Origin of the sequence: Pseudomonas sp. AFG_SD02_1510_Pfu_092 (assembly GCF_003331055.1) — a bacterium.
GTDB lineage: Bacteria > Pseudomonadota > Gammaproteobacteria > Pseudomonadales > Pseudomonadaceae > Aquipseudomonas.
This window is the reverse complement of record NZ_PUQD01000007.1, coordinates 119607-131935: the sequence shown is the minus strand read 5'-3', so window position 1 is coordinate 131935 and position 12329 is coordinate 119607. Positions and strand designations below refer to the sequence as shown.

General features: G+C 64.9%; 9 protein-coding genes. All 9 read right to left on the bottom strand.

Annotated features, from left to right (window positions below; all coding sequences use genetic code 11):
* Positions 1-123: 123 nt before the first annotated feature.
* The 9 genes from alaS to argR all read right to left on the bottom strand — a co-directional run bounded on the left by alaS (position 124) and on the right by argR (position 12247).
* Positions 124-2748: an alanine--tRNA ligase gene (alaS, locus tag C6A77_RS05505; RefSeq protein ID WP_153064660.1), complete on the bottom strand. Its 2625-nt coding sequence runs from the start codon at positions 2746-2748 to the stop codon at positions 124-126.
* A gap of 538 nt (positions 2749-3286) precedes the next feature.
* Positions 3287-4294: a succinylglutamate desuccinylase gene (gene astE / locus C6A77_RS05495; protein WP_114168373.1), complete on the bottom strand. Its 1008-nt coding sequence runs from the start codon at positions 4292-4294 to the stop codon at positions 3287-3289.
* 10 nt (positions 4295-4304) lie between these two features.
* Positions 4305-4595, bottom strand: a complete 291-nt coding sequence (locus C6A77_RS05490) for a topoisomerase II (protein WP_003256592.1) — start codon at positions 4593-4595, stop codon at positions 4305-4307.
* Positions 4596-4609: 14 nt separating this feature from the next.
* Positions 4610-5956, bottom strand: coding sequence for an N-succinylarginine dihydrolase (astB, locus tag C6A77_RS05485; protein ID WP_114168372.1), 1347 nt, complete (start codon positions 5954-5956; stop codon positions 4610-4612).
* Between the two features lie 23 nt (positions 5957-5979).
* Positions 5980-7443, bottom strand: coding sequence for a succinylglutamate-semialdehyde dehydrogenase (gene astD, locus C6A77_RS05480; protein ID WP_114168371.1), 1464 nt, complete (start codon positions 7441-7443; stop codon positions 5980-5982).
* Positions 7444-8472 carry an arginine N-succinyltransferase gene (gene astA, locus C6A77_RS05475; protein WP_114168370.1) on the bottom strand — a complete coding sequence of 343 codons (1029 nt, stop codon included), beginning with the start codon at positions 8470-8472 and terminating at the stop codon, positions 7444-7446.
* A 78-nt stretch (positions 8473-8550) separates the two neighbouring features.
* Complete coding sequence (gene aruF / locus C6A77_RS05470; protein ID WP_114168369.1) at positions 8551-9570, bottom strand: arginine/ornithine succinyltransferase subunit alpha; 1020 nt, start codon at positions 9568-9570, stop codon at positions 8551-8553.
* A 135-nt stretch (positions 9571-9705) separates the two neighbouring features.
* A complete protein-coding gene (locus tag C6A77_RS05465; RefSeq protein WP_114168368.1) occupies positions 9706-10926 on the bottom strand; it encodes an aspartate aminotransferase family protein in 1221 nt (406 codons plus the stop codon).
* Between the two features lie 340 nt (positions 10927-11266).
* A complete protein-coding gene (gene argR / locus C6A77_RS05460) occupies positions 11267-12247 on the bottom strand; it encodes a transcriptional regulator ArgR (protein ID WP_114168367.1) in 981 nt (326 codons plus the stop codon).
* Positions 12248-12329 lie beyond the last annotated feature (82 nt).

The window sequence follows — 12329 nt, the reverse complement described above, 5'->3', positions numbered from 1 at the left end:
CAACGTGGGCCCCAAAATTTTCTTACCCACCACCCCCATTTCATTGGGGCCCCCCCCAAACCCGGCCCCAAAAAAAAAACCCACCGGGGGGGGGCCGGCTACTACCCCGCGGGCCGACCCATCTCAAAGTCCCTGCTCTGCGAATGGCACGGCCAGCGCCAGGGCCTGGTCCAGTGCCGCGACATCGACGCCGCCACCCTGGGCCATGTCCGGACGGCCACCGCCCTTGCCACCCACTTTTGCTGCGGCTTGTTTCATCAGATCGCCAGCCTTGAGTTGGCTGGAGAGGTCCTTGGTCACGCCGGCCACCAGCACGACCTTGCCCTCATGCTCGCTGCCCAGCAGGATCACTGCGTGGCCGAGCTTGTTCTTCAGTTGATCGACCAGCGCCAGCAGGGCCTTGCCATCCTGCCCATCCAGGCGGGCGGCGAGCACCTTGGCGCCCTTGACCTCAACGGCCGCGTTGGAGAGATCGTCCCCGGCGGCGCTGGCGGCCTTGGCCTGCAGCTGTTCCAGCTGCTTCTCCAGCTGGCGGTTGCGCTCGAGCACAGCCGACAGCTTGTCGATCAGGTTGTCGCGGTTACCCTTGACCAGTTGCGCGGCTTCCTTGACCTGCTCTTCGGCAGCGTTCAGGTAGGCCAGCGCCGCGGCGCCGGTAACTGCTTCGATACGGCGCACGCCCGAGGCCACGCCGCCTTCGCTGATGATCTTGAACAGGCTGATGTCACCGGTACGCTTGGCGTGGATACCGCCGCACAGCTCTACCGAGAAATCGCCGCCCATGCTCAGCACGCGCACGGTGTCGCCGTACTTCTCGCCGAACAATGCCATGGCGCCCTTGGCCTTGGCGGTCTCGATGTCGGTCAGCTCGGTTTCGACCGCAGTGTTGCGGCGCACTTCGCGGTTGACGATGTCTTCCAGCTGCTTGATCTGCTCCGGCTTCACCGCCTCGAAGTGGCTGAAGTCGAAACGCAGGCGCTGGCTGTCGACCAGCGAGCCCTTCTGCTGCACATGCTCGCCCAGCACCTGGCGCAGCGCTTCGTGCAACAGGTGGGTGGCGGAGTGGTTCAGCGAGGTGGCGTGCTGCACCTCGGCATCGACCTTGGCCTCGACCGGCGCACCGATCAGCAGTGCACCGCTGGCGACCACGCCGTGGTGCAGGAAGGCACCGCCAGTCTTGGTGGTGTCACGCACATCGAAGCGCGCCGCGCCAGCCTGCAGGTAGCCGGAGTCACCCACCTGGCCGCCGGATTCGGCGTAGAACGGCGTACGGTCGAGCACGACCACGCCCTGCTCGCCTTCACCCAGCTGGTCGACGGCCTGGCCGTCCTTGTACAGGGCGATGATCTTGCCCTGGCCTTCGGTGGCATCGTAACCGAGGAATTCGGTGGCGCTGTCGACCTTGACCAGGCTGTTGTAGTCCATGCCGAAGGCGCTGGCGGAACGGGCGCGCTCGCGCTGGGCGTCCATCTCGCGCTCGAAGCCGGCTTCGTCGATGGTCAGTTCGCGCTCACGGGCGATGTCGGCCGTCAGGTCCATCGGGAAGCCGTAGGTGTCATACAGTTTGAACACCACGTCGCCCGGCACCACGTCGCCCTGCAGCTGGGCCAGGTCCTGTTCGAGGATGCGCAGGCCCTGCTCCAGGGTCTTGGCGAACTGCTCTTCTTCGGCCTTGAGCACGCGCTCGATGTGCGCCTGCTGGCTGTTCAGTTCCGGGAAGGCCTCGCCCATCTCGGCGACCAGTGCGGCCACGATCTGGTAGAAGAAGCTGCCCTTGGCGCCCAGCTTGTTACCGTGGCGGCAGGCGCGGCGAATGATGCGACGCAGCACGTAGCCACGGCCTTCGTTGGAAGGCAGCACGCCGTCGGCGATGAGGAAGCCGCACGAACGGATGTGGTCGGCGACCACTTTCAGCGAGGCCTGGCCGTCGTTGCTGCAACCGATGGCCTTGGCCGCAGCCGCCAGCAGGTTCTGGAACAGGTCGATCTCGTAGTTCGAGTGCACGTGCTGCAGCACGGCGCTGACGCGCTCCAGGCCCATGCCGGTGTCGACCGACGGCGCTGGCAGCGGGTGCAGCACGCCGTCGGCGGTGCGGTTGAACTGCATGAAGACGTTGTTCCAGATCTCGATGTAGCGGTCGCCGTCTTCTTCCGGCGAGCCGGGTGGGCCGCCCCAGATGTCCGCGCCGTGGTCGTAGAAGATCTCGGTGCATGGGCCGCACGGGCCGGTGTCACCCATGGTCCAGAAATTGTCGGAGGCGTACGGGGCGCCCTTGTTGTCGCCGATGCGCACCATGCGCTCGGCCGGCACGCCGACTTCCTTGGTCCAGATATCGTAGGCTTCGTCGTCAGTGGCGTAGACGGTGACCCAGAGCTTTTCCTTGGGCAGGTTCAGCCACTTTTCCGAGGTCAGGAAGGTCCAGGCGAAGGTAATGGCGTCGCGCTTGAAATAGTCGCCGAAGCTGAAGTTGCCCAGCATCTCGAAGAACGTGTGGTGACGCGCGGTGTAACCGACGTTTTCCAGGTCGTTGTGCTTGCCACCGGCGCGCACGCACTTCTGGCTGCTGACGGCGCGGGTGTAGGCACGCTTCTCCGCACCGAGGAAGCAGTCCTTGAACTGGTTCATGCCGGCATTGGTGAACAGCAGGGTCGGGTCGTTGTTCGGGATCAGCGAACTGGAGGCGACTCGGGTATGGCCCTGCTCTTCGAAGAAGCGAAGGAAGGCTTCACGGATTTCTGCGCTTTTCATAGGTTCTTCCACGGAAACGGCGGCCCTGTAGGGCAAACGCGTCGACGAAACGACGGCAAAGGGCCGCATTATATCGGTCCTGCAGCCTCGGTGCAGTGTGTTTATACGATAGAAACCATCGTTTGGACGGTTTTTCAGGCTATGCAAACGAAAACGACATGACCGGATGCTAAATCCTGCCTTTCGCCACTGGCAAGCCAATTACCGCCCAAGGGAAGGAAAATGGAACGGGTGGTGAATTAAAGAGGTTTCATGGGAAAGCAGGATCCACTTCAACCTGTACCGGCCCCATCGCCGGCAAGCCGGCTCCCGGCGCAGTACCTGTGGGAGCAACTGTCTTGATCAATTTCCAAAAACTGGCGCGATCCCTGTGGGAGCGGCCGTGGCCGCGAACACCGGCGCAGCCGGTGCCATCCCTCGCGTCGCCTGCTTCGCGGGTGAACCCGCTCCCACATGGGGCTGCGTATGCCTCGGGCTTGCGCTGAAACCTGTGGGAGCTGGCTTGCCGGCGATGGGGCCATTGCAGGCTAACGGGCAATCAGCCCAGGCGCTGCCCCGAATCCGGCACGATCAGAATGCCGGCGCGCAAGCCGTTCCTGACCTTGGGGTTGGGGAAGATGATGCGCGCACCCTCCTCCTCGACCACCCAGCGCATCTCGGCCAGGTCCTCGGCCAGCAGGTAGCCCTTGCTCAGCTCGGAGAAATTCTCGATGTCCGCCGGCAAGTGCAGGTGGAAGCTGTCGCTGTGCTTGATGATCTCGCGGGAAACGCTGAACAGCTGCAGGCCGTCCAGCGAGCTTTCGCCCTCTGGCTCGGTGTTTTCGATGATGCGGATCAGCCGCGCTTCCAGCTTGTCGAGGTTGACCAGCTCGTTCTGGCCGAACGGGCGAGCCTTGCCCAGCTCCAGGGTGAAGGCTTCGGCCTCCAGCTGTTCGTAGGTGAAGGCGCTGAAGGTGATCGACGACTTGCTCTGCAGCAGCACCGCCTCCATGCCCGCGGCTGCCAGACGGGCCAGCTCGCGGCGGGAATGCTGGCGCCCCTCTTTATAGGGGTACAAGGCGAACTGCTCGATCTTCGAGCCGCGAATGGCGGTATGCAGGTCGTAATGCAAGCGGTTGCGCCCTGGCTTGCTGAAGAACACCCGGGCGAACTGCTCCAGCTCGGCGGCACGCAATGCCTCGAAACCGCTGGACAGCTCGTGGCGGCCGTTGAACAGGCGGTTGATGTCCTGCTCGATGAAGCGCTCGCCCTTGCGGATCGCTGCCGGGTTACCGAACAGGAACAGCACCCGGGCCTTCGGCTGGATGTCGCCGTTGGCCACGCCATGCAGCAGCCGCTCGAGCAGTTCGATCGGCGCCGTTTCGTTGCCATGGATGCCGGCGGACAGCAGCAGGTCCAGCCCGCAATCGTCGCTTTCGGCCGGGCGCACTTCCAGCGCGCCCTCCCCCAGCCAGCGCAAACGCGTGCCCCTGGTGGTCACTTGGGTCTTCTCGGCCGGCTCGTGATCGGTGAGGGTCAGCTCAAGCAATTTGCCAAGGGCGAGCATAGGGGCTTCCTTAGTGGTGGTGGCCGCAGTCGGGGCCATGGACGTGATCGTCGTCTTCGCCGACCTCGGCCGGTTCCATTTCCAGCTGCAGGCTGACCAGGTTGGTGGCCATCGGGCGCAGCAGCAGGTTGGCGTACTCGGTGTCGTCTTCCTCGACGTCCACGCCGATCAGCAGCTGGCCACGGCCATCCTGCTGAATCCACACTTCCTTGCCTTGCCAGACCACGGCAAAGCGGGTGCAGGAAGTTTCCAGCTGGGTGCCGTCTTCATCTTCGAGGATCAGGCGCAGGGCGTCGGTCATTGCAAAGTCTCTCTTCAAGGTTGGCGTTGGAACGGATACACCGAGCCCAACTTCAGGATCTGGGTCAATTCGTCCAGTGCCGTACGGCATTCCACCAGCAACTGCGGGTCGGCCAGGTCCGCTTCGCCGAGGCGATCACGGTAGTGCTTGTCGACCCACTGCAGCAGGGTGTCGTACAGCGGGGCGGTCATGATAACGCCTTGGTTGACCGCTGCCAGTTCCGTTTCCTTCAAAGCCACGCGCAAGCGCAGGCAAGCCGGGCCACCGCCGTTCTGCATGCTCTGTTTGAGGTCGAACACCTTGACCTCCCGCACCGGGCCCTGGCGGGTCAACTGGCCGAGGTAGGCCCAGACCCGCTCGTTGTTGCGGCATTCTTCCGGCACCACCAGCAGCATGGAGCCGTCGTCGCGGCTGAGCAGCTGGCTGTTGAACAGGTAGGAACGCACCGCGTCCTCCACCGTCACCGCCGCCCGTGGTACGCAGATGGCCTGGAACTTGCCACCCTTGCTGGCCAGTTTAGCTCGCAGCTGGCCAAGCACCGCGTCGGTCTCGAGGAACGCGTCCTCGTGGTAGAACAGCACCTCGCCGTTACCCACCGCAATCACATCGTTGTGGAACACACCTTGGTCGATCACCGCCGGGTTCTGTTGAGCGTAGACCACGCCGTCATCGCTCAGGCCATGCAGCCGAGCCACCGCCTGGGAGGCTTCCAGGGTTTGCCGGGCCGGGTACTTCTGCGGCGCCGGGTAGCGGCTGTCGAAGGCACTGCGGCCATAAACGAAAAACTCCACCCCGGCTTCGCCATAGGCGCGGCAGAAGCGCGTGTGGTTGGCCGCGCCCTCATCACCGAACTGGGCCACGGCAGGCAGTGCCGGGTGATGGGCAAAGTGCCTGTCGTCGCTGAACATGGCCCCCAGCACACGGCTGGTGGTCGGGTGCTCGATACTGCGGTGGTACTTGCAGTTGAGGTTGGCGGCGGTGAAATGCACGCGGCCATCGGCGGTGTCGGCGCTGGGGCTGACTGTGGCAGCGTTGGCCACCCACATGCTCGAGGCCGAGCAGCTGGCCACCAGCAACGGCATGGCTTCCCTGGCCGCGCGCTGGATCACTTCGGCATCGCTGCCGCTGAAGCCCAGGCGGCGCAGCGCCGCCACGTCCGGGCGCTCCTGCGGCGCCAGCACGCCCTGCTTGAAGCCCATGTCGGCCAGCGCCTTCATCTTCGCCAGGCCCTGGCGCGCGGCTTCGCGCGGGTTGGACCCTTGCTGGCTGTTGCTCTGCGAAGCCACGTTGCCGTAGGACAGGCCGCCGTAGTTGTGGGTAGGCCCCACCAGGCCATCAAAATTCACTTCATAGGATTTCATCGGCAAGGCTCCGTGACCTGTTGTTATAGGGTGACGCCCGGCGTCAGGGTCGCCGGCAGGGCAAGGCTGGCGGTTTCCAGCGAAGCCACGGGGTAGGCGCAGTAGTCGGCCGCGTAATAGGCACTGGCGCGGTGGTTGCCACTGGCACCCACACCGCCGAACGGTGCACTGCTGGCAGCACCGGTCAGTTGCTTGTTCCAGTTGACGATGCCGGCGCGGCTGCGCAGCCAGAAGTACTGGTAGCGGGCACGGGAGTCGGACAACAGGCCGGCAGCCAGGCCGTACTGGGTATTGTTGGCTTCATCGATGGCCGCATCGAAATCGGCGTAGCGAATCACCTGCAACAACGGGCCGAAGAACTCTTCGTCCGGTCGCTGGGCAACTGCAGTGACATCGATGATGCCCGGGGTCAGAAGCGCGGCATCGGCCTGCGGCTGGGTCATTTCCAGCAGCTTCACGGCGCCTTTGGCGAGCAGTTCCGCCTGGGCCGCGAGCAGCGCCCGCGCTGCTTGCAGCGAAATGACAGAGCCCATGAACGGCGCTGGCTGCTGGTCGAACGCACCCACCGTGATGGTCTTGCACACCTCGACCAGGCGCGCGACCAGCGCGTCGCCCCAGGCGCCTTGCGGCACCAGCAGGCGCCGCGCACAGGTGCAGCGCTGGCCGGCAGAAATGAAGGCCGACTGGATGATGGTGTACACCGCCGCGTCGAGGTCCTTGACCTCATCCACCACCAGCGGGTTGTTACCGCCCATTTCCAGGGCCAGGATCTTGTCCGGGCGACCCGCGAATTGCTGGTGCAGCAGGTTGCCGGTGCGGCTGGAGCCGGTGAAGAACAGGCCATCGATACCTGGGTTGGCGGCCAGCGCCACGCCGGTTTCACGCGCGCCCTGAACCAGGTTCAGCACCCCTGTCGGCAGGCCGGCGGCGATCCAGCAATTGACGGTCAGCTCGGCCACCTTGGGGGTCAGCTCGCTGGGCTTGAATACCACGCAGTTGCCGGCCAGCAGCGCCGGCACGATATGCCCGTTGGGCAGGTGGCCGGGGAAGTTGTAGGGGCCGAACACCGCCACCACACCGTGCGGCTTGTGCCGCAGCACGGCGGTGGCATCCGCCAGCGGGCCGCTCTTTTCGCCGGTGCGCTCACGGTAGCTTTGTACCGAGATCGCCACCTTGTTGATCATGCTGGTGACTTCGGTCGCCGATTCCCACAGGGGCTTGCCGGTCTCCTCGCCGATGCACTGGGCCAGCGCTTCGGCATGGGTCTTCAGTTGCCCGGCGAACTTCTCCAGCACCTCGATACGCGCTTCCAGGCTCAACTGCGCCCACCCCGGGAAGGCTTGGCGGGCAGCCTGCACGGCAGCGTCCACCTGGCTGGCGTCGGCGCCCTGCCCCACCCAGACGACGGCCTGGGTCACCGGGTTGAGCGACTGCAGGGTTTCACCCTGGCCGGCCTGCCAATTGCCTGCAATGTAGTGTGTGGTCATTTACTGGGCCTCCCGGCTGGCCGACAGCGGCACGGCGCGTACATTGTCGCCGGCGCCCAGGCGCAGGCGCTTGGCAGTCAACGGGTCGACCACCAGGGTGCCGGCGGCCAGACGCGCAGGTGCGGCCGTTATGCGGCAATCGTCGCGCTTGCGGTTGTGGATGATGTAAGGGGTGGCGTCATCGCCCGGCGTGCCCACCGCCAGCACCAGCGTCTGGCTTTCGCGCACGGCGCGGATCTTGTCGGTGTCGCACTCGATGGCCGGGCCGGCGTCGAAGATGTCGACGTAGCCCTGATAATTGAAGCCTTCCTGCTTGAGCATGGCCAGCGCCGGCTCGGTGTCCTTGTGCACGCGGCCGATCACATCGCGCGCCGCCTCGGACAGGAAGCAGGTGTACAGCGGGAACTTGGGCATCAGCTCGGCGATGAACGACTTGTTGCCCACCCCGGTGAGGTAGTCGGCCTGGCTGAACTCCATCTTGAAGAAGTGCCGGCCGAGGCTTTCCCAGAACGGCGACCGGCCCTGCTCGTCGGACATGCCGCGCATTTCGGCGATGATCTTCTTGCCGAACAGCTCAGGGAACTCGGCGATGAACAGCATGCGCGCGCGCGACAGCAGGCGGCCATTGAGGCCGGAGCGGTAGTCGCTACGCAGGAACAGCGAGCACAGCTCGGAGTTGCCGGTCAGGTCGTTGGCCAGGAACAGGGTGGGGATTTCGCGGTAGATCTTCAGTTCCTGCGAGGCGCTGACGGTGAGGCCGACGCGGTAGTTGTACCAAGGCTCGCGCAGGCCGACGGCACCGGCGATGGCACTGATACCGACCACCAGGCCTTCATCGTTTTCCAGCACGAACAGGTAGTCGGTGTCGGCGCGCTCGGCTTCGCCACGGAAGCTTTTTTCCGCCCAGCCAACGCGATGCCCCAGGCGTTCTTCGTTGGCCGGCAGCGTGGTCAGCCCGGTGGTACCGGTGCTACGTGCCAATTCGATCAACGCAGGCAAATCGCTGCTGCGTACAGGACGAACGATCATGCTATCTCCTTGTGCGGCGGCGGCGGCCGGCGCAAAACTCTGCTAACGCATCAATCCGCAAACGCCTGTTGCCAGGCTTCAGACCGCGACCAGGCGCACGCTGGCGCCCTCGCCCAGGCCCAGCGCATCGGCCGCTGCCGTGCTCAGGCTGACCGGTTTGCCCGGTACCCAGTCCAGCTCCAGCAGCACCGCGCGGTAGTCCTGCAACTGGCCGTTGCACACCAGGTACGGGCGCCCACCCTTGACCGGCGCGTCCTCGACCTTCACCGGTGCCACCCGGCTCTGGGCGATCGAGCGGATGCCCGAGGTGCGCGCATGCAGGGTCGGGCCGCCGTCGAAGATGTCGATGTAATGCTCGGTCTCGAAGCCTTCGCGCATGAGGATGTCGAAGGTGATCTGCGCCCGCGGGTGCACCTGGCCCATGGCTTCCTGCGCCAGGTCCGGCAGCAGCGGCACGTAGATCGGGTAGTGCGGCATCAGTTCGGCGAGGAAGGTGCGGCTCTTCAGGCCGCACAGCCGCTCGGCGTGGGCGTAGTTGAGGTCGAAGAAGTTGCGGCCGATGGCATCCCAGAACGGCGATTCACCTTGCTCGTCGCTGTAGCCGACGATCTCGGTCACCACCGAGTCGGCGAAACGCTCCGGGTGCGCGGCCATGAACAGCAGGCGGCCACGCGAATTGAGCTCGGCCCAGCCGCTGTTGACCAGCTCGGGCAGCACATAGAAGCTGGTCAGCAGGCTGTTGCCGGTCAGGTCGTGGCACAGCGACAGCACGTGGATCTTGTTGTGGATCTTCAGCTCGCGCGAGGCGTGCACGAAGGTCTCGTTACGAAAGCTGTAGAACGGCTCGGAATAGCCGGCCGACGCGACGATGGCCGAGCAACCGGCCAGCTTGCCGGTCTCGCTGTCCTCGAGCACGAAGAAGTAGCTTTCTTCACCGTTGAAGCTGACCTCGGCGGCGAAGGAAGTTTCGGAAGCGGCGATCTTGTCGCCCAGGCGAGCGGTGTCGTCCGGCAGCGAGGTGACACCAATGGGGCTGTCTGCAGCCATGCGCTGCACTTCGTTCAGATCAGCCATTTGCGCGGGGCGCATCACCAGCATGGTGTCACTCCTTTGGAATACGGGCCGTTCACGGCGGCACGGAAAAGCGGCAAATGCACAGGCATTTGCACGGGAATCGAGTATCGCCGGCCCGGCTCGGACATGGCCGGGGCCGGCGAAGGGACCGCAGGCGAGTCAGCCTTGGGTCAGGGTGGCCACGGCGCGCTCGAAGCGGTCCAGGCCTTCGTCGATGTCGCTGTCTTCAACCACCAGGCTTGGCGCGAAGCGGACCACGTCCGGGCCGGCCTGCAGCACCATCACGCCTTGCTTTTCGGCGGCGTTGAGCACGTCCTTGGCCTTGCCCTTCCAGGCCTCGGTCAGCACGCAGCCCAGCAGCAGGCCAACGCCACGTACCTGGCTGAACAGGTTGTACTGCTGGCCGATCTGCTCCAGGCGCACCTTGAAACGCTCATGCTTGGCCTTGATGCCGGCCAGGGTCTGCGGGGTGTTGACCACATCCAGCACGGCGCAGGCGACGGCGCAGCCCAGCGGGTTGCCGCCGTAGGTGGTGCCGTGGGTGCCGACGGCCAGGTGCTTGGCCAGCTCGGTGGTGGTCAGCATGGCGCCGATCGGGAAGCCGCCGCCCAGGCTCTTGGCGCTGGTCAGGATGTCCGGGGTGACGCCGTAGTGCTGATAGGCATACAGCGAACCGGTACGGCCCACGCCGGTCTGCACTTCGTCGAAGATCAGCAGGGCGTTGTGCTCGTCACACAGCTTGCGCGCGCCTTCCAGGTAGGCCTTGTCGGCCGGCACCACACCACTCTCGCCCTGGATCGGTTCGATCACCACGGCGCAGGTCTTGTCGGAAATCTGTGCTTTCAACGCTTCCAGGTCGTTGTAGGGCACGTGGCTGATGCCGGTGATCTTCGGCCCGAAGCCGTCGGAATACTTCGGCTGGCCACCGACGCTGACGGTGAACAGGGTACGGCCGTGGAAGCTGTTCACGGTGGCGATGATTTCGTGCTTGTCCGGGCCGAAGCGGTCATGAGCGACGCGACGGGCCAGCTTGAAGGCGGCCTCGTTGGACTCGGCACCGGAGTTGCAGAAGAACGCACGGTCGGCAAAAGTGGCGTCCACCAGCTTGTGAGCCAGGCGCAGGGCCGGTTCGTTGGTGAACACGTTGGATACGTGCCAGAGGGTGTTGGCCTGCTCGGTCAGGGCCTTGACCAGTGCCGGGTGGCAGTGGCCCAGGGCGTTGACCGCGATGCCACCGGCAAAGTCGATCAGCTCGCGACCCGACTGGTCCCATACTCGGGAACCCTCGCCTCGCACAGGAATGAAGGCCGCCGGAGAATAGTTGGGAACCATGACCTGGTCGAAATCGGCACGTTGCACCGGGGCTTGCTCAACGGACATCTGAGTCTCCTGAAGAGGAACGCTGGCCTGGAAGTGGCGAGCGATGGGGGGATTGTAAGGACTGATCGGCGCCTGTCCTTGCGGCCAAGCGACAACTTGTTACAGCGCAAAACCCAGTTTTGACAAGGCTTTCGGCAATGCGACAAACACTGTCGCAATCGCGCAGTGTACGGGAGAGAGGGGGCTGGGTGAACGGGTGTTCACATAAGAATGGATGGCGCCTGTACGGGCCTCTTCGCGGGTAAACCCGCTCCCACAGGAACACCACAGAACCGGAAGATTGTGCAGAACCTGTGGGAGCGGGTTTACCCGCGAAGAGGCCGATACGGAAGAACGAGCATCAGCCTTTTTCGGCAGGCGCCGAGCTCAGTTCGAACGGGCTGCTGTTACGCCGCTGGTTGCGGTCCTCGCGCGGCGTGGCGCCAAAGAAGTTGCGATAGGCACTGGAGAAATGCGGCCCCGAGGAGAAGCCACAGGACAGCCCGATCTGGATGATCGACTTGCTGGTCTGCATCAGCATCTGCCGCGCCTTGTTCAGCCGCAACTCCAGGTAATACTGGCTCGGCACGCGGCTCAGGTACTGCTTGAAGATACGCTCCAGCTGCCGGCGCGAGACACAGACATGCTGGGCGATTTCGTCGGTGGTCAGCGGCTCTTCGATGTTCGCTTCCATCAGCAGCACCGCCTGGGTCAGCTTGGGATGGCTCGAACCCAGGCGGTTCTGCAGCGGAATACGCTGGCGCTCGCCACCCTCGCGAATGCGCTCGACCACCAGTTCCTCCGACACCGCGCCCGCCAGCTCTGCGCCGTGGTCACGGGCCAGCACCGCCAGCAGCAGGTCGGTCACGGCCATGCCGCCACAGGCGGTCAGGCGATCGCGGTCCCAGTCGAACAGGTGGCTGGTGGCGATGACCTTGGGGAAGCGCTCGGCAAAATCATCCTGCCAGCGCCAGTGCACCGCCGCCCGATATCCCTCCAGCAGGCCCAGCATGGCCAACGGGTAGACCCCCGCCGACAGGCCGCCGATGGTGCAGCCGGCGCGCGCCTGCTGCTTGAGCGCCGCCGACAACGCCGCCCCCATTGCCAGCGGCGGCTCGTCCGCCAGCAGAAACAGCTTGTGGCAGCCGTCCAGGCGGCCGTTCCATGGCTCGCCCGGCAGGCGCCAGCCACCTTCCGGCGCCGGCTCGGCCTGCAGGAAAAGCAGCTCGTAGAGCACCTCCGGGTGCACCCGCTGCGCCACCTGCAACACTTCCTCGGCCAGCGCCAGGGTCAAAGGCCTGGTGCTGGGCCAGATGAGAAAACCGATTCGCTGGGTGGTCATAGGGTGCGGTCCGAAACCTGAGGTCGTTCGTGTCTGTGCGCCGGGTCAGGCTGCGCTCGCCGCGCAGCATGCCCTATTCTGG

Excerpts from the sequence above, each read along its gene's own strand:
- astD (WP_114168371.1), bottom strand. The coding sequence starts at position 7,443 with ATGACCACACACTACATTGCAGGCAATTGGCAGGCCGGCCAGGGTGAA.
- alaS (WP_153064660.1), bottom strand. The coding sequence starts at position 2,748 with ATGAAAAGCGCAGAAATCCGTGAAGCCTTCCTTCGCTTCTTCGAAGAG.
- argR (WP_114168367.1), bottom strand. The coding sequence starts at position 12,247 with ATGACCACCCAGCGAATCGGTTTTCTCATCTGGCCCAGCACCAGGCCT.
- astA (WP_114168370.1), bottom strand. The coding sequence starts at position 8,472 with ATGATCGTTCGTCCTGTACGCAGCAGCGATTTGCCTGCGTTGATCGAA.
- astE (WP_114168373.1), bottom strand. The coding sequence starts at position 4,294 with ATGCTCGCCCTTGGCAAATTGCTTGAGCTGACCCTCACCGATCACGAG.
- astB (WP_114168372.1), bottom strand. The coding sequence starts at position 5,956 with ATGAAATCCTATGAAGTGAATTTTGATGGCCTGGTGGGGCCTACCCAC.
- aruF (WP_114168369.1), bottom strand. The coding sequence starts at position 9,570 with ATGCTGGTGATGCGCCCCGCGCAAATGGCTGATCTGAACGAAGTGCAG.
- C6A77_RS05490 (WP_003256592.1), bottom strand. The coding sequence starts at position 4,595 with ATGACCGACGCCCTGCGCCTGATCCTCGAAGATGAAGACGGCACCCAG.
- C6A77_RS05465 (WP_114168368.1), bottom strand. The coding sequence starts at position 10,926 with ATGTCCGTTGAGCAAGCCCCGGTGCAACGTGCCGATTTCGACCAGGTC.